The sequence below is a fragment of the Ruegeria sp. BG10 genome (assembly GCF_056538575.1).
Genome location: NZ_JBQFTI010000001.1, coordinates 2,122,199 through 2,139,145, shown reverse-complemented (window position 1 = coordinate 2,139,145; position 16,947 = coordinate 2,122,199). Strand labels below are relative to the sequence as shown.

General features: G+C 62.3%; 19 protein-coding genes. 13 read left to right on the top strand and 6 right to left on the bottom strand.

Annotated elements, in window-relative coordinates:
• The first annotated feature begins 33 nt into the window (after positions 1–33).
• Positions 34–954, top strand: coding sequence for a LysR family transcriptional regulator (locus ACR0D8_RS10620; RefSeq protein WP_480646175.1), 921 nt, complete (start codon positions 34–36; stop codon positions 952–954).
• On the opposite strand, the gene uraH is transcribed toward ACR0D8_RS10620, so the two are convergent.
• Positions 951–1,307: a hydroxyisourate hydrolase gene (gene uraH / locus ACR0D8_RS10615; protein ID WP_480646173.1), complete on the bottom strand. Its 357-nt coding sequence runs from the start codon at positions 1,305–1,307 to the stop codon at positions 951–953. The genes ACR0D8_RS10620 and uraH overlap by 4 nt on opposite strands.
• Positions 1,308–1,473: 166 nt before the next feature.
• Between uraH and puuE the strand changes: the two genes are divergently transcribed.
• The 3 genes from puuE to ACR0D8_RS10600 all read left to right on the top strand — a co-directional run bounded on the left by puuE (position 1,474) and on the right by ACR0D8_RS10600 (position 4,864).
• Entirely contained in the window at positions 1,474–2,892 is a 1,419-nt protein-coding gene (gene puuE, locus ACR0D8_RS10610; RefSeq protein ID WP_480646172.1) for an allantoinase PuuE, read from the top strand.
• Positions 2,889–3,374 carry an ureidoglycolate lyase gene (locus ACR0D8_RS10605; protein WP_480646170.1) on the top strand — a complete coding sequence of 162 codons (486 nt, stop codon included), beginning with the start codon at positions 2,889–2,891 and terminating at the stop codon, positions 3,372–3,374. Before puuE ends, ACR0D8_RS10605 begins: the two co-directional genes overlap by 4 nt.
• A gap of 62 nt (positions 3,375–3,436) precedes the next feature.
• Positions 3,437–4,864: a nucleobase:cation symporter-2 family protein gene (locus tag ACR0D8_RS10600; RefSeq protein WP_475162665.1), complete on the top strand. Its 1,428-nt coding sequence runs from the start codon at positions 3,437–3,439 to the stop codon at positions 4,862–4,864.
• A gap of 37 nt (positions 4,865–4,901) precedes the next feature.
• On the opposite strand, the gene ACR0D8_RS10595 is transcribed toward ACR0D8_RS10600, so the two are convergent.
• From ACR0D8_RS10595 to ACR0D8_RS10585, 3 genes are all read right to left on the bottom strand, one after another.
• Positions 4,902–5,888 (bottom strand): type I glyceraldehyde-3-phosphate dehydrogenase, encoded by a 987-nt coding sequence (locus ACR0D8_RS10595; RefSeq protein WP_480646168.1) that lies wholly within the window; start codon positions 5,886–5,888, stop codon positions 4,902–4,904.
• A 54-nt stretch (positions 5,889–5,942) separates the two neighbouring features.
• Complete coding sequence (locus ACR0D8_RS10590; protein ID WP_480646167.1) at positions 5,943–6,266, bottom strand: hypothetical protein; 324 nt, start codon at positions 6,264–6,266, stop codon at positions 5,943–5,945.
• A gap of 89 nt (positions 6,267–6,355) precedes the next feature.
• Complete coding sequence (locus tag ACR0D8_RS10585) at positions 6,356–7,189, bottom strand: bifunctional allantoicase/(S)-ureidoglycine aminohydrolase (RefSeq protein ID WP_480646165.1); 834 nt, start codon at positions 7,187–7,189, stop codon at positions 6,356–6,358.
• 175 nt (positions 7,190–7,364) lie between these two features.
• Between ACR0D8_RS10585 and ACR0D8_RS10580 the strand changes: the two genes are divergently transcribed.
• A complete protein-coding gene (locus tag ACR0D8_RS10580) occupies positions 7,365–7,721 on the top strand; it encodes a hypothetical protein (protein ID WP_480646163.1) in 357 nt (118 codons plus the stop codon).
• A 7-nt stretch (positions 7,722–7,728) separates the two neighbouring features.
• On the opposite strand, the gene ACR0D8_RS10575 is transcribed toward ACR0D8_RS10580, so the two are convergent.
• Positions 7,729–8,664 (bottom strand): 2-hydroxyacid dehydrogenase, encoded by a 936-nt coding sequence (locus tag ACR0D8_RS10575; RefSeq protein WP_480646161.1) that lies wholly within the window; start codon positions 8,662–8,664, stop codon positions 7,729–7,731.
• A 131-nt stretch (positions 8,665–8,795) separates the two neighbouring features.
• Here ACR0D8_RS10575 and ACR0D8_RS10570 point away from each other — a divergent pair, with 131 nt between their 5' ends.
• The 4 genes from ACR0D8_RS10570 to ACR0D8_RS10555 are packed head-to-tail and all read left to right on the top strand — an operon-like array spanning position 8,796 to position 12,455.
• Complete coding sequence (locus tag ACR0D8_RS10570) at positions 8,796–10,031, top strand: acyl-CoA dehydrogenase family protein (protein WP_480646160.1); 1,236 nt, start codon at positions 8,796–8,798, stop codon at positions 10,029–10,031.
• 7 nt (positions 10,032–10,038) lie between these two features.
• Positions 10,039–10,839: a thioesterase family protein gene (locus tag ACR0D8_RS10565; RefSeq protein WP_480646158.1), complete on the top strand. Its 801-nt coding sequence runs from the start codon at positions 10,039–10,041 to the stop codon at positions 10,837–10,839.
• Between the two features lie 3 nt (positions 10,840–10,842).
• A complete protein-coding gene (locus ACR0D8_RS10560; RefSeq protein WP_480646156.1) occupies positions 10,843–11,559 on the top strand; it encodes a DUF1007 family protein in 717 nt (238 codons plus the stop codon).
• Positions 11,544–12,455, top strand: a complete 912-nt coding sequence (locus ACR0D8_RS10555) for a nickel/cobalt transporter (RefSeq protein WP_480646154.1) — start codon at positions 11,544–11,546, stop codon at positions 12,453–12,455. The genes ACR0D8_RS10560 and ACR0D8_RS10555 overlap by 16 nt, the downstream gene beginning before the upstream one ends.
• Here ACR0D8_RS10555 and truA read toward each other — a convergent pair.
• Positions 12,452–13,219, bottom strand: a complete 768-nt coding sequence (gene truA, locus ACR0D8_RS10550; RefSeq protein ID WP_480646152.1) for a tRNA pseudouridine(38-40) synthase TruA — start codon at positions 13,217–13,219, stop codon at positions 12,452–12,454. The genes ACR0D8_RS10555 and truA overlap by 4 nt on opposite strands.
• Positions 13,220–13,326: 107 nt before the next feature.
• On the opposite strand from truA, the gene ACR0D8_RS10545 reads away from it, so the two are divergent.
• The 4 genes from ACR0D8_RS10545 to ACR0D8_RS10530 are packed head-to-tail and all read left to right on the top strand — an operon-like array spanning position 13,327 to position 16,938.
• Entirely contained in the window at positions 13,327–14,739 is a 1,413-nt protein-coding gene (locus ACR0D8_RS10545; protein WP_480646150.1) for a YcjX family GTP-binding protein, read from the top strand.
• Complete coding sequence (locus tag ACR0D8_RS10540; RefSeq protein ID WP_480646148.1) at positions 14,736–15,191, top strand: N-acetyltransferase family protein; 456 nt, start codon at positions 14,736–14,738, stop codon at positions 15,189–15,191. The genes ACR0D8_RS10545 and ACR0D8_RS10540 overlap by 4 nt, the downstream gene beginning before the upstream one ends.
• A complete protein-coding gene (locus ACR0D8_RS10535) occupies positions 15,184–16,173 on the top strand; it encodes a YcjF family protein (protein ID WP_480646146.1) in 990 nt (329 codons plus the stop codon). The genes ACR0D8_RS10540 and ACR0D8_RS10535 overlap by 8 nt, the downstream gene beginning before the upstream one ends.
• 54 nt (positions 16,174–16,227) lie before the next feature.
• Complete coding sequence (locus ACR0D8_RS10530) at positions 16,228–16,938, top strand: VIT1/CCC1 transporter family protein (RefSeq protein WP_480646144.1); 711 nt, start codon at positions 16,228–16,230, stop codon at positions 16,936–16,938.
• Positions 16,939–16,947 lie beyond the last annotated feature (9 nt).

Sequence of the window (16,947 nt, the reverse complement as noted above, 5' to 3'; positions counted from 1 at the left end):
ATATTGTCAAACTGTATCAAAAAAAACGATAAGATGTCCTATCTCGACAATATCCGCACCTTTGTCAGGGTTTACGATCTGGGCAGCATGTCCGCCGCCGGGCGTGATTTGCGGATTTCGCCTGCGGTAACCTCGGCGCGGATTTCTCAGCTTGAGGATCATTTGGGCGTCCGCCTGTTTCAGCGTACCACCCGCAACCTCAGCCCGACCGAGCAGGGGCGGGCTTTCTACCCCGGCGCGGTTGCGGTTCTGGACGCGGTGGACGAGGCCGAGGCGCAGGTCGTCCATCTGACCGAAGCCCCCCGCGGGTCGCTGTTCGTGGCCGCGCCTCTGGGCGTCGGTCGCCGGTTGCTGGCGCCGCATGTACCTGATTTTCTGGCGGAATACCCCGAGATTGATGTGCGTCTGCGCCTGACGGACAGGTCGGTCGACCTGACGACCGAGGGGCTGGATCTGGCGTTCTTCATTGGTCAGCCCGAGGACAGCACCCTGCGCATCCGCAAGATCGCCGATTGCCAGCGTGTGCTGTGTGCGGCACCGGAATACGTAAAACGCCGGGGCATGCCGCAGAACGGCGCTGACCTGATCGCCGACAAGCACGAATGCCTGAACCTGCGCTTTCCGGGGGCCACCGAGTTTCAGTGGCTATTGGAAACGCCTGAAGGTCCCAAACGATATGCCGTTTCGGGGCGTTTCGAATGTGACGATGGCGATGTCCTGACGGATTGGGCCCTGTCCGGGCAGGGGATTGCGATGAAGCCCGCGTTCGAGGTTGCAGAACACCTCAAGGCCGGGCGGCTTGTGGCTGTCGCAATCGACACCCCTCCGGTTTCGGTTCAGATGGCCTGCCTTTACACGCACCGCCGTCATCAGGACCCCAAGGCGCGCCTGTTCATGGATTTCATGATTGCAAGGATTGGGGATGTGGTGCGCACATCCCAGAACCAGACCTAGCTGCCGCGATAGGTTGAATACCCGAATGGCGACAACAAAAGCGGCACGTGGTAATGCGCTGCAGCATCGGACATGCCGAACCGGATCGGCACCTGATCCAGAAACAGCGGCTCTTTGTCGGACTGACCGGTGGCGCGCAGGTAATCTCCGGCAAAGAAAATCAGCTCATATGTGCCAGTTTCAAAGGCATCCTGCGGCAAAATCGGGCTGTTGGTGCGACCGTCAGAATTGGTCTGCGTCTCGGCCAGCTTGTGGCGATCTTCCCCGCTGATCCGGTACAAAACGATCTTCAGCCCTTCGGCCGGGCAGCCGCGGGCTGTGTCCAATACATGGGTCGTCAGATAGCCGGCCACGGGTTTCTCCTTTGATTTGTTTTTGGTTTGCCCCAGTCTGGCGCAAAGTTCAGAACGGTGGAAATGCCGAAAGAACCGGAAACAGCGTTCGGATTAGTTTGATAATCCTGCCCCCGTTTCTGCGCTAAAGCATAGGTATACGCACCAGATCAAGACGGAAGACAGCATGCAGCCCCCTCGATACCCCCGCGACATGATCGGATACGGAGCCAATCCGCCGGATGCCAAATGGCCCGGTGGCGCGAAACTGGCCGTTCAAATCGTGCTGAACTACGAAGAGGGCGGCGAGAATTGCGTGCTGCATGGCGATGCCGCGTCCGAGGCGTTCCTGTCCGAGATCGTCGGCGCGGCGCAGTGGCCCGGCCAGCGCCATTGGAACATGGAGTCGATCTATGAATACGGATCGCGCGCCGGGTTCTGGCGATTGCATCGGTTGATGCAGGACCTGCCGATTACCGTCTACGGTGTGGCAACCGCGCTGGCCCGGTCCCCCGATCAGGTTGCGGCGATGAAGGACGCAGGCTGGGAGATCGCAAGCCACGGGCTAAAATGGGTCGAACACAAGGACATGCCCGAAGGCGAAGAGCGCGCACAGATCGCCGAGGCCATCCGCCTGCACAGCGAGGTTGTGGGCGAGCGCCCGCGCGGGTGGTATACCGGGCGCTGTTCCGAAAACACCGTGCGGCTGGTCGCGGAGGAGGGCGGTTTCGCCTACGTGGCCGACACTTATGCGGATGATTTGCCCTATTGGACGAACACCGCAGGCCGGGATCAGCTGATCGTGCCCTATACGCTGGATTGCAACGACATGCGATTTGCCACGCCGCAGGGGTTCAACTCCGGCGATCAGTTCTATTCCTACCTCAAAGACAGTTTCGACGCGCTTTATGCAGAAGGCGAGGCAGGTGCGCCCAAGATGTTGTCGATCGGTCTTCATTGCCGCCTGATCGGGCGGCCGGGTCGCGTGATGGCGCTGAAGCGGTTTCTGGATTACGCGAGCGGTTTCTCGGATGTGTGGTTCGCTACCCGTCTGCAAATTGCGCAACACTGGGCGGACCAGCATCCGCCGGCCCGGCATCCGCAGCCTTCCCGAATGGAGCGTGACGCGTTCGTCTCGACCTATGGCAGCATCTTTGAGCATTCCGCATGGATTGCAGAACGGGCTTACGATCTGGAACTGGGTCCGGCACATGACACAGCCGGCGGTTTGCACAACGCACTGACGCGCATGTTCCGCTCGGCCTCGCAAGCGGAACGGCTGGGCGTGCTGACGGCGCACCCGGACTTGGCGGGAAAGCTGGCGCAGGCGAAACGGCTGACGCAGGAAAGCACATCCGAACAGGCCTCGGCCGGGCTGGACGCGCTGACGGATGACGAGCGCGCGGCCTTCACCGAACTGAACCGGCGCTATACCGAGAAATTCGGGTTTCCGTTCATCATCGCGGTGCGCGACCACGACAAGGCCTCGATTCTGCAGGCCTTTCAGCGGCGGATAGAGCAGGACCGCGAGACGGAATTTGCCGAAGCCTGTCGTCAGGTCGAACGCATTGCCGAATTCCGCCTGCGGGATCTGTTGCCGTCATGACCCGCCGCATCGTGACTTCCCCCCTGACCGCGCAGGCGTTTGCACCGTTTGGCGACGTGATTGAGGGTGTCGGCGATCCGGACAGGATCATCAATCAGGGCCAGTGCGGTCGCTTTCACGACCGTGCGCAGCTGGATTTCTCGGACGGACGCGCCGGGATCAGCCTGTTCAACGCGAACCCGCGCGCATTGCCCTACGAGCTGGAGATGGTCGAGCGCCACCCCGCGGGCAGCCAGGCCTTCATTCCGATGACGCACCAGCCTTTTCTGGTCATCGTCGCCCCTGATATCAGCGGGCAGCCGGGCGAGCCGGTGGCATTTGTTACCGCGCCCGGCCAGGCGGTGAATTATCACCGCGGAACCTGGCATGGGGTTCTGACACCTCTGCACGGTCCGGGCCTGTTTGCCGTCGTCGACCGGATCGGAGACGGCGCCAATCTTGAAGAATACTGGTTCGACACGCCCTACCAGGTGGTGTCGTGACCGTAGAAGCCGCGGGATAAGCGGCAAGACCCCCGTGAATCTGACAGAGAGGACAGTAACTCATGGCTGACACTTCCATAGGGACCCCAGAACAGCTTCGGGACCCGAATTTTACTCCGCCCCTGCACAAGGCGGTTCCGCTGGGCATTCAACACGTCCTGGCGATGTTTGTCTCGAACGTGACGCCGGCGATCATTGTTGCTGGCGCGGCGGGTTTTGGGTTCGGATCGAACTCGCCCGATTTTCCGGAATTGCTGTATCTGATCCAGATGTCGATGCTGTTCGCGGGCGTGGCGACCCTGTTGCAGACCGTGACGGTCGGCCCGGTTGGCGCGGCGCTGCCGATTGTGCAGGGGACCAGCTTTGCGTTTCTGCCGATCATGATCCCGCTTGTTGCGGGCAAGGGCGTCGACGGTCTGGCGGCGCTGTTCGGCGGCGTGATCCTCGGCGGGGTGTTTCACGCGCTGCTGGGCACCGTAATCGGCAAAATCCGGTTTGCCCTGCCACCGCTGGTCACGGGCCTTGTGGTCACGATGATCGGTCTGGCGCTGGTCAAGGTCGGCATTCAGTACGCCGCGGGCGGAGTACCGGCAATCGGCACGCCGGAATACGGGTCCGCGCTGAACTGGTCGGCCGCACTGGTGGTCATCGTCGTCACGCTTGGCCTGAAATTCTTTACCCGCGGAATGCTCTCGGTCTCTGCGGTGCTGATCGGTCTGGCCGTCGGCTATGTCTATGCCCTGATGGTCGGCATGATCACATTCGAGGCCATCGGCACAAGCTGGAGCCGGGCTTCGGCCTTCGCGCTTCCCGTTCCCTTCAAATACGGGTTCGAGTTCTCGTTCGCGGCGATCATCGGCTTCTGCCTCATGGCGTTTGTGTCGGCCGTTGAAACCGTCGGCGATGTCTCTGGTGTCACCAAGGGCGGCGCCGGGCGCGAAGCCACTGACAAAGAGATTTCCGGCGCGACCTATGCGGACGGCTTTGGCTCGGCGCTGGCCGGGATTTTCGGTGGGCTTCCGAACACGTCGTTCAGCCAGAATGTCGGCCTGATCGCGATGACCGGCGTTATGAGCCGCAACGTCGTCACCATCGGCGCATTGTTCCTGATCCTGTGCGGGCTGGTGCCCAAGGTCGGCGCGATCATCCGCACCGTCCCGATTGAGGTTCTGGGCGGTGGCGTGATCGTCATGTTCGGCATGGTGGTCGCGGCGGGTGTGTCGATGCTGTCCGATGTCGACTGGAACCGGCGCAACATGGTGGTGTTTGCAATCTCGCTGTCGATCGGATTTGGCCTGCAACTGGAACCTGATGCGGTACAGCACCTGCCGGATACTCTGGGCATTCTGATGAAAAGCGGCCTGCTGCCTGCGGCCCTGATCGCCATCGTGCTGAACCTGATCCTGCCCCATGAACTGGCGGGTGAAGCGACCGAGGAAGTTTCGGGCGGCATGTCCGGGCACGGGTCCGGCAGCCTGCCGGGCGAATAAAGACCAAGGATGCGGATCGCAGTTTGCTGCGGTCCGCTCAACCGTTGGCCATAAGGCGTGCAACATCCAGCATGCGCGCGGAAAAGCCCCATTCATTGTCGTACCAGCCAAAGACGCGGACCTGATGTTCGCCAACCATGCGTGTCTCGGGGCCTGCGATCACCAGGGATTCCGGACGTGTGCGCAGATCCGACGAGACCAATGGGTGATCCGTCCACCCCAGCACGCCGGATAGTTGGACGGCAGAACGCAGTTCCGCGTCAAACCTTTCAGCGGACATGCCACGCTCCAGCGATACAACCAGATCCACGGCCGAGACACTGGCCGTTGGCACACGGACAGCCGCGCCCGAGATCCGGCCCGCCAGGTGGGGCATAACCTCGTCGATCAGATGCGTGGCGCTGGTGGTGGTTGGCACCATGGACAGCGCCCCGGCCCGCGACCGGGCCAGATCACCGCGCGGCGCGTCAATCATGGGCTGGCTGTTGGTGTAGCAATGAATGGTTGTCATATGGGCCGAAGCGATGCCGCCTATCCGGTCCAGCACCTTGACCAGAGGCGCAAGCCCGTTGGTCGTGCAGGAGGCGTTCGACACGATCCGCGCATTGCCGAGCTGATCTTCGTTGGCACCCAGCACGATGGTGACTTCGGTTGCCGGCGAGGGGCCCGAGATCAGCACTTTACCCGCCCCGGCAGTCAGGCCCTGACTGGCCACGTCCGATGTGCGCGCAACCCCGGTGCAATCCATCAGAACATCGACGCCGGACAGATCCACCCGCGTCAGGTCTGCGCTGTGCGTCATGGGGATCGGATGGCCGTTGATTGCGATCGTGTTTTCACCCGCATCGACCGTTCCGGGATAGGGGCCGAATGTGCTGTCGAATTTGAAAAGATAGGCGCAGGTTTCAAGCGGTGCGATGTCGTTGATCAGCACCAGCTCGATATCCGAACCCTGCGGCAAGGCCAGAATCTGCCGCAGGATCGTGCGGCCGATACGGCCGAATCCGTTGATCGCAAGTTTCATGCGTTAGCTATGGCAGCGGGATGCGCCGACCTCAATGCCCGTTTCGACCCCGCGTCAGTTGCAGCTGACCTGCGAGAAGAACTGACCCGAGATATTCTGATACATGCTGGCGACGATGGGCCTGCACCCAGTTGCTGCCTGAATGGCCGCGATGGCCTGAATGGTGCGCAGCCGGGGCGGCGGGCCAAAGGGGTTCAGGTTGTTGTTGTCACGGGTGGCGCGATACACGACCGGGGCGTCCGAAACCTGCGTGACAGCCCATGTGCGGCTCATGACGAACACCGATTTGGTTTCTTCCCTGGCGACAACAGGCGTTGCCTCAAACGCCGTCAGGCCAATTATCGCTGCCAGTGCCAGTAGTGATCCGCGCCGTACCATTGAACAATCTCCAGTGCTAAAAACAGGTGTTATTTCACCAGATTCAGGCGCTTCTGTGAACCCCTGCACCGGAAAAAGCTGAATCCTCGTCAGCGTTTAGCCAATGTCAGGGGCATGTGCCTGTTCACATCCTTATAAAGCAGATAGCGGAACCGCCCCGGCCCGCCGGCATAGCAGGCTTGCGGGCAGAACGCGCGCAGCCACATGTAATCGCCGGCCTCAACTTCGACCCAATCCTGATTGAGCCGGTAGACTGCCTTGCCCTCCAACACGTAAAGCCCGTGTTCCATCACATGAGTTTCGGCAAATGGGATAACACCGCCGGGTTCGAAATTGACGATGTTGACATGCATGTCGTGACGCAAGTCCTGCGGGTCGGCGAACCGGGTCGTGGACCAGCGGCCCTGGGTTCCCGGCATCTCGATGGGTTCAACGTCGGTTTCGTTGGTGATGATCGGATCGGGGGCGGGCAGGCCGGAAACAGCCTCATACGCCTTGCGGACCCAATGGAACCGAGCCGTCGTGTCACCGCGGTTGTGCAGGGTCCAGTCGGACCCGGGCGGGACATAGGCATATCCGCCGGTGTCCAGAACGTGTGCGTTTCCGCCCAGCGTCAGCGTTACCGTGCCTTCGACCACAAACAGCACGCCCTGCGCCTGCGCGTCGGTTTCGGGGCGGTCGCTGCCGCCGCCGGGCTGAACTTCCATGATGTACTGGGAAAAGGTCTCGGCAAATCCGCTGAGCGGCCGGGACAGCACCCAAAGGCGGGTGCCCTCCCAGAACGGCAGATAGCTGGTGACGATGTCGCGCATCGTCCCTTTTGGGATCACCGCATAGGCATCGGTGAACATTGCACGGTCGGTCAAAAGGTGGTCCTGACCGGGATGTCCGCCAGTGGGCGCGTAATAGGTCGGGTGTGCCATACAAAGCCTCTGATTGATCTTTTGGGCACTATGCGGGGATTGATCCACCGGTCCTAGCGCCCGAGTTGCAATAGGTTTGTTCGGGATAATTTGAAGGTCGCCTGACAGGGCTTGGCCACCGTTCGCGGCCAGTATAGTCTTGAATGCAAATCTATTTCAGCAAGGCGAGGCGACCATGAAAGCCTGGATTTCTTCCGCAATTACTGCTGTGGCCATTCTGGGCACAGCGACAGCCGTTCCGGCCAAGCCGATTTCCCGAATCATCGCAGAGATGGGGCTGAGCCCGGACGATTTCAAAGTGGTGAACGCGACCGCCGATGCGATGCTGGCCGGCGGTACGCCGCAGGCAGGACAGGAACGGACGTGGGAAAACGAAGAAAGCGGATCGAAGGGTGCGATCCGGGTGCGCGATGTGCGTGACAATTGCGTGCATCTGCAACACTTCATTCAGCCCGAAGGATCAGATCAGACGCGTGAAGTCAGAACGCGCAGATGCCGTGATGCCAGCGGCAACTGGATCCTGACACCCTGATCGGGCGTCAATAGCCGCGAACGCGGTCCACCTCATGCAGCAGACTCGATCCGGCTTTCAGCCGCCGGAAATTCTCGCCCACATCTGCCAGAGCCTCGCCCAGATGCCACCCGGACACGTGCGGTGTGATCGTGACACCCGGATGAGTCCAAAGGGGGCTGTCTGACGGCAGCGGTTCCCTCGATGTGACATCCAGAACCGCTTGCCCCGGCACGCCGCTGTTCAGCGCATTGATCAAGGCGCCCTCGTCAATCAGGTCACCGCGACCGGCGTTCAGCAACTGACTGCCGGGTTTCATCGCCGACAGCATCCCCGTATCGAACAACCCGGTTGTCTGAGGGGTCGATGGCAGGATCGCGCAGACATGGTCGCACTGGCCCAGCATTTCCGGCAACGCCGCATCGCCGTGCATACAGGTAACGCCTTCGATCTGCTTGGGCGACCGGCTCCAGCCCATCACCTGAAACCCGACCGCGCGCAGCATCCCGGCGCTGCGTGCACCGATATGGCCCAGACCCAGCACGCCGACGACAGTATCCGGCGAAAACCCCGGCGCTTTGGGCCGCCATTCCGCACGCTTTTGGGCAGCCTCGTGAAAGGCCATATGCCTCTGATGGCGCAGGATATAGGCGACAAACCATTCGGCGATTCCCTGCGCCGGGGCGTCCGGTTTCAGCCGCGTCACGCGCACATGCGCGGGCAGGTTGGGGTTGCTGACAATCGTTTCGACCCCGGCACCCAGCTTTTGCACCAGTTGCAGGTTCGGCAGGCGCTTTGGGTGATCGTCGCGCAGACCGACCACAGCGACCATCGTGATTTCGGCCGGATCGCCCATCGTTTCCGGGGTCCGGACATCTGCGCCGGGGTAAAGCCGCCGAACGTCGCGGGCAATGTCGTCGTCACTGATCCAGTCGGACAGCCCGGTTTCAATCAACAACGCCATATTCACGCGCTCCCCGCTATTTCATTTTGATTGTATTGACGTTCCGTCACCCAACTGGACATCGTGATGGCAGCTAAGTCATTCTCATGCCAAAGGTAAAGCCCGGTCGCCGGGTCTGAGGAGGAAAATCCATGAACATGTCATTCGGCCTGCGCGATGAAAACCGCGAAACGCTGAAACGTGTGGTCGATATGATCCGCGACGAAATCATGCCGCTGGAAGACGAATACCAGGCCGAGGTGCAAAAGGGCGACCGCTGGCAATACACCGCGCGGCAGGCGGAAATCCTGGAAGGGCTGAAGGCCAGGGCCAAGGCCGCAGGTCTGTGGAATTTCTGGCTGACCGACAGCGAGCGGGGTCTGGGCCTGACCACGGTCGAATACGCCTATTTCGCCGAGGAAATGGGAAAGACGCCGCTTGGGGCCGAGGTGTTCAACTGCTCTGCTCCGGATACCGGCAACATGGAAGTGTTCGAGCGTTACGGCACCCCGAAGATGCAGGAAAAGTGGCTGAAGCCCCTGTTGAACGGCGAAATCCGCTCGGCCTATCTGATGACCGAACCGGATGTCGCGTCGTCGGATGCCACGAATGTTTCGCTCTCCTGCATCCGCGACGGCGACAGCTATGTTCTGAACGGCGAGAAATGGTGGGCGTCCGGCGCCGGTGATCCGCGCTGCAAGGTCTATATCGTGATGGTGAAAACCGCTGGCGAAGAACAGCCAAGGCACAAGCGTCAGTCGATGATCGTTGTGCCTGCTGATACGCCGGGGATCGAGATTCTGCGCCCGATGGAGGTTTATGGCCACGACGACGCGCCGCACGGGCATATGCATATCCGGTTTACAGATGTGCGGGTGCCGGCCGAAAACATCCTGCTGGGCGAAGGGCGTGGGTTCGAGATCGCGCAGGGCCGTCTTGGGCCGGGCCGCATCCATCACTGCATGCGCGCCATCGGGCAGGCCGAGGTCGCGCTGGAGCGGATGTGCAAGCGCGCGATGCAGCGCGAGGCCTTCGGCAAGAAGCTGGCGCAGCTTGGGGCCAATTACGACATCATTGCCGAATGCCGGATGGAGATCGAGATGGCCCGCCTGCTGTGCCTCAAGGCTGCCTGGTACATGGATCAGGGCGATGCGCGGGCGGCAGCCCCGTGGATCAGCCAAATCAAGGTTATCGCGCCCCGGGTTGCGCTGAAGGTGATCGACGAGGCCGTTCAGATGTATGGCGGGCAGGGGATCAGTCAGGATACACCGCTGGCTGCCGCGTGGACGCATGTCCGTACTCTGCGGTTGGCGGATGGCCCGGATGCGGTACACCGCCGTCAGGTCGCACGGGCAGAGCTGAAGAAACACACGCAGGAACAGGTCTGATCCAAACATGACCGACGATCTTGGCCAGATGGCCTATTTCCACCTGCGCCCGGATGGCGCGTTTGTCGGCAACGACCCTGCGCGGGGGCCATGGTCGGCCGACCATTGCCACGCGGGACCGGTCAGCGGGCTGATCGTTCGGGCCGCGGAAACCGAGGTCGGGCCGGACAAGATGCTGACCCGGCTGACGGTTGACCTGTTGCGCCCGCTGCCGTTGGCCGGCCTGCGTGTTGCGGCCGAGACGACGCGCCATACCAAAACGCTGGCCACCACACGGGTCACCGTGCATGATCTGGACGACACGCTGTGCGCCGTCGCCACAACAATGCATCTGGCGCGCCGGGATCTTGGCGCTGTTCCAACCGTCTCGCTCGGGTCGCCGCGGTTCGAGGATACCGTGACCGGCCCGTTCCCAATTGGTGAGACACGTCACAACCTGCCGGGCTTTGCGGATCATTCCGAGGTGCTTTACCCGAAAGGCGGCAATCAGGGTCCTGGTCCCAAAACGGTATGGATGCGCACACCGACGCTGCTTGAGGGTGAGGCGCAGTCGCCGATTCAGGCGCTTTGCCCGCTGGCCGATTGCGGCAACGGAATTTCATGGAACGCCCCGACCACCGAGATGGGGTTCATGAATACCGATCTGACTGTGCAGGTCCATCGGGAACCGGTTTCTTCGTGGCTGGCCTCGGATTCGGTCTGTCACTGGCAGCCTTCGGGGATCGGGATGTCGCAATCGGTACTATTCGATACCGAAGGTCCGGTCGCAACAGCCTTGCAGACATTGGTTCTGTTTCCGCCGGGCTGAATGGTGGCCGGAATCTGCGCGCGCCCCTCGAAACGCATTGCCGGGGGCGGGCCGGCATCCTATCTTTCGCCCATGCGTTGGCTTTTGACCCTTTTGACCTGTTGCCTGCCGATCCCGGCTGTGGCGCACCCGCATGTCTTCATCGACACCGGGCTGGACTTTGTTGTCGATGACGCGGGCCGGTTGACCCATGTGCGCGTGACCTGGGCCTATGACGAGTTTTACTCGCTTCTGGTTCTTGAGGACATGAAACTGGATCAGGACGCTGACGGTATCCTGACGGAAAGCGAACAGCAGTTTCTGGCCGGTTTCGATGCACAATGGGTCGAAGGCTATAACGGCGATCTGGTTGTTTTTTCGGACGGCGCGCCTGTGCCCCTGTCAGGCCCGACCGAGGCTGTGGCGACCACCGAGGACGGGCGGATCGTAACCAGCCACCTGCGCGCGGTCGAAGGCGGGGCGGTTCCTGCCTCGGCGCTGACCGCAAAAGCCTATGACGAAAGCTATTACACCGCTTACGAAGTCACGCGGCCGGTCACCGTCTCGGGGCCTTCGACGTGTCAGATCAACCGGATCGAGCCCGACATCGATGGCCAGCTGGCGCAGATGCAGGCCTTTCTGCTGACGCTGGATGCCGATTACGACCTTGAGGAAAACGACATCCCGATGGTTGGTGAAAACTTTGCGACCGAGATCCGAGTCTCATGTCCAGATACCTGATTGTTCCGGTCGCCATCGCCATTGGTCTGTTGCTGTGGTTCTGGGGCAGCGGCGGGTTTGATCACCTTGCCGCGTGGGCCGCGGGCGAGCAGCGGGAGTTTCAGAACCAGATCGCCCGGTCCCTGCGCGCCGCCCGCGCGCAACAGCCCGAGGCTGTCGCGACCTTGCTGACGGTCTGTTTTGCCTATGGCTTTTTCCATGCCATAGGCCCCGGCCACGGCAAGGTTCTGATCGGCGGTTACGGGCTGGGCCGAAAGGTCGCGTTTCTGCGCCTGTCCGCCATCAGCGTCCTGTCCAGTCTGGGGCAAGCGGTCACCGCCGTTGTGCTGGTCTATGCCGGTGTTCTGGTGTTCCAGATGTCCCGCGAAAGCCTTGTGGGCACGACCGAGCAGGTCATGGCCCCCGTCAGCTATGGAGCCATCGTCGCGATTGGTTTGTGGCTGGTGTTCCGGTCCATTCGCAGCTTCGCGAAACGTCATCGCAGTCAGGCCGCGCATCACCATCATGATCATCATCACGGTCACGAGTCCTGCGCTGAGTGTGGTCATCGCCACGGCCCGACCGCAGATGAGGTGGCGCAGGTCGGCAGTTTGCGCGAGGCTGCGCTGCTGATCGCTGGTATCGCTGCGCGGCCCTGCACCGGAGCGCTGTTTGTACTGATCCTGACGTGGCAAATGGGCATTGCGATGGTCGGCATCGCCGGCGCGTTTGCTATGGCGCTGGGTACGGCGACCGTCACAACCCTGGTCGGCTGGACATCGTTCGGTTTGCGCGGCGGGCTGCTGGCCTCAGCCTCGGCCACGCGGTTTGCCTCGGTTCTTGCGCCGACGATCGAACTGGTGGCGGGTCTGCTGATCGCCGTAATCGCCAGTGGTCTGCTGCTGCGCGCGCTCTAGCCGAAGACCGGATCAGGATAGGCGACGCGCGCCAGATACAGCCCCTGCGGCGGGCAAACCGGCCCGCAGGCCGACCTGTCAGCAGCCTCAAGCGCAATGCGTACATCATCGGGCGTCCAGGCGCCTGCGCCGACCCGTTCCAGTGTTCCGACGAAGCTGCGCACCTGATTGTGCAGGAACGACCGCGCGCGGACATGGAAATGCACTTCGGGGCCGGAAAAGCCCTCGACCTGCTCAACCCGCAACTCGTCCAGCGTTTTCACCGGACTGGCGGCCTGACAGATGGACGACCGGAACGTGGTGAAGTCATGCCGCCCGACCAGCACATCCGCGCCTGCCTGCATCGCGTCGAGGTCGAGCCGGTGGTTGATCCGCCAGACCTGACCCGCGTCATGGGTTGCCGGTGCGCGGCGCATCAGGATGCGGAACAGGTATTGCCGTTCCAGCGCCGAAAACCGCGCGTGCCAGTCGTCGTCAACGCGTGCTGCCCTGACGATGGCCACCGGTTGCGGCTTGAGGTGGTAATTCAGCGCTTCGGACAGGCGAAACGGGTCCCATTCCCGATCCATGTCGCAATGCGCAACCTGTCCCAGCGCATGAACGCCGGCATCGGTCCGACCGGCGGCGGCGATTGTGTGCTCTCCGGGTTGAATGCGTGACAGGGCCTGTTCGATGGCCCCCTGAACGGATGGCAGGTCCTTTTGCCGCTGCCAACCGGCAAACGGCTCCCCTTGGTATTCGACTTTCAGCGCGTATCTGGGCATGGGCTGCTGGTAGCGCGCCGCGCGAAGGTGGGCAAGGGTTGGAAAGCGCTGGTATGTCCGGCGACCTCTACCTATCTTGAGCGAAACGAAAAAAGCGGGGCGGCGGTTTGGTCATCTCAACTCTGGCAGACAGTCTTGTTCGTGGTGTCGAATCCGTCGGTGATCGCGTGTCCGAGGCGTTGTTCGAGCCGGTCATACGGCTGGGTGTCACCGGATTGGCGCGGTCCGGCAAGACGGTGTTTATCACATCATTGGTCGCGAACCTGTTGGATCGCGGGCGGATGCCGGGACTTGTCGCGCAGCAGGAAGGGCGGATCAACGCCGTCTACCTGCAACCGCAGCCCGACGATACGGTGCCGCGTTTCGACTATGAAAACCATCTGGCGGCGCTGACCGGACCACACCCCCATTGGCCGGACAGCACCCGCGCGGTGTCGGAACTGCGCCTGTCCTTCAAGGCTCGTCCTGCGGGTCTGCTGTCTGGTCTGCAGGGACCGCGGACCATCCATCTGGATATCGTGGACTATCCGGGCGAGTGGCTGCTGGATCTGGCCTTGCTGGACAAATCCTATGAGGTCTGGTCCCGCGAAACGCTGGAGCGTATCGGCGGGCGCGGCGAAGCGTCAGATTTTCTTGCGCAGGTCAAAACCGTCGCGCCAGACAGCACACATGATGAGCCGACCGCGCAAAACCTTGCCAAAGCGTTTGCCATGTACCTGAACACGGCCCGCGATGCCGGGTTCTACGACTGCACACCGGGGCGTTTCTTGCTGCCCGGCGATCTGGCAGGTTCGCCGGTTCTGACCTTTGCGCCCTTGCCGGTTGATGGCCCCGCGCCCCGGCGCAGCCTGCACCGCGAGATGACACGGCGGTACGAGGCGTATAAATCGCAGGTTGTAAAACCGTTCTTTCGCGATCACTTTGCCCGGATCGACCGGCAGGTGGTTCTGGTTGACGCGCTCGGCGCGATCCACAAAGGACCGCAGGCTGTCGAGGATATGCGCCGCGCGATGGCTGATATCCTGTCGGCCTTCCGCCCCGGGCGCAACGCCTGGCTCAGCCAGTTGCTGTTGGGCAAGCGGGTCGAGCGTATCCTGTTTGCCGCCACCAAGGCCGATCACCTGCACCACACGCAACATCCACGCCTGACCCACATAATGGAGGCCCTGACCCGCGACGCCCGCGATCGCGCCAGTTTTGCGGGGGCGGAAACGGCGGCATTGTCGCTGGCGGCCTTGCGGGCCACGACTGAAGAAACCCGCACTCATGACGGTGTCGAACTGCCCTGCGTGCGCGGCACTTTGCTGGACGGCAAACAGGCGGCCTTCTATCCCGGTGACCTGCCCGAAGACCCCGCGCATCTGTTGGGGCCTGCGCGCAACGGGGCGGAAAGTTGGCTGGGCAAGGACTTCGGGTTCATGGCTTTTGCCCCTGCCCATCTGACCTTGCGCCCGGGTGATGGCCCGCCGCATATTCGACTGGACCGCGCCACTCAGTTCCTGATCGGAGACCGCCTGTGACAGTGACGCTTCGCCCCGCCCGCAGCACCGACGCCGGCACGACCGGAGAAATCCTGCACGGGTTTTCCCGCGAAATCGACTGGATGCCCGAATTGCATTCACGGGCCGAAACCATCGCTTTCTGCGGCTGGATGATTGATCAGGGCTGGGTCACTGTGGCTGAGACCGAGGGCGGCGTTGTGGGTTTTCTGGCGCTCAACGGGTCCGAAATCCATTCCTTGTACCTGACGCCGGCGGCTTGCGGTCAGGGGATCGGACAGCGCCTGCTGGACACCGCCAAAACCCGCCGGGAACAGCTGTCACTGTTTGCGTTTCAGGCCAACCCGGGTGCGTGCCGGTTCTATGAACGCAACGGTTTTGCTGAAGTGGCCCGCAGCGACGGTGCGGACAATGATGAAAACCTTCCCGACATAAAATATGTCTGGAACCGGAAAGGGGTGGCCGATGGCTAAAGGTCCGGTACTGATCGATCTCGACGCCGAAGAACTTGCCGCCGACGTGGCGCAGGCGCCGCCTGTTCCTGACATCGCGCAGCCGCAAGGGCAGGCGATGCAGGGCGCGGCCCGTTTGGCCGCGCGGCGCCCTTCGGCTCTGGCGCGGTGGTTCTGGGGGCTGGCCCTGGCGGTTATCGGCGCGGTTGTTTCTGTGGCGGCGTGGGACTTTGTCACTTCGCTGCTGCTGCGGGCACCGATACTGGGCTGGATTGTGACCGGATTGCTTGGCGCGCTGGTTCTGGTCGCACTGATCATTGCCCTGCGGGAACTGGCCGCCATTGGTCGCCTGTCCCGCGTGGACGGGATGCGCCGCGCCGCGGATGCCGCGCTGGCCGAGGCTGATCTGGCGCAGGCGCGCGCGGTCACCACCCGTTTGATCTCCTTCTACAAAGGACGCGAGGAAACCCGTTGGGGTCGTGATCGGCTGGCCGAACGGATGGGGGAGCAGTTTGACGCCTCGGGTCTTTTGACTCTGGCCGAGGATGAGCTGCTCGCCCCGCTTGATGCCGCGGCCAGCCGCGAAGTCGAAGCGGCCGCGCGCCAGGTGGCGACCGTGACCGCGCTGGTGCCGCTGGCCTTGGCGGATGTGGCCACGGCGCTGGCGGCTTCGCTGCGGATGATCCGGAAGATCGCCGAAATCTATGGCGGACGCGCGGGCTTCCTTGGCGGCTGGCGGCTGACGCGGGCGGTCTTTGTCCATCTGGTGGCAACCGGTGCCGTGGCGGTGGGCGACGACTTGCTAGAGCCGGTTCTGGGCGGCTCGGTCCTTAGCAAACTGTCCCGCCGCTTTGGCGAGGGGTTGGTCAACGGCGCGCTGAGCGCGCGGGTAGGCGTGGCCGCGATGGAAGTGTGCCGCCCACTGCCTTTTTCCGAACGTCACAAGCCGTCGACGCGCGGGATGATCAAACGGGCGCTGGGCGGGTTGTTTTCGAAGTCTTGACCTGAGGCAAGGCGCTGCGGTCCTGTGATGGGCATATTGGGGTCGGAGCCAGCCATGACAGATCACGGACACAGCCAGCAGGAAATCGCCGCTCGGATCAATGCGCCCCCGGGTCGGGGCGTTCTGCGGGATGTGGTTTACGGTGGCATCGACGGCTCGGTCACGACCTTTGCCATCGTTGCCGGCGTGGCGGGGGCTGGTTTGTCTCCGTTTGTCATTGTCGCGCTGGGTTTGGCGAATGTGCTGGCTGACGGATTTTCGATGGCGGCGGGAAATTACTCGGGCACCAAGGCCGAACTGGACAACATCCGCCGCATTCGCGCCATCGAAGAGCGTCACATATCCCTTTACCCCGACGGTGAACGCCGCGAGGTTCGAGAAATTCTGACGCAAAAGGGCCTGTCGGGCAGCGTTCTGGAAGAGGCCACCGATGCGATTACCGCCAACCACGACAACTGGATCAACCTGATGATCGAGGGCGAATATGGCCTGGGCAGCGTCGATCCCCATCCGCTCAAGGCCGCGACCGCGACGTTTTTTGCCTTTCTCGTGGCGGGTCTGGTCCCGTTGTTACCGTTCCTGTTCTCGGTCGACCGGGCCTTTGCCGTCTCGGCCTGGATGACCATGGGCGTGTTCTTTGCCATCGGCGCGCTGAAAAGCAGATGGTCGTTGTCGCCCTGGTGGCGATCCGGGCTTGAAACGCTGCTTATCGGCGGCGCGGCGGCTCTGATCGCGTACCTTGTTGGGTCTCTGTTTCACCCCTAGCGACTAAGA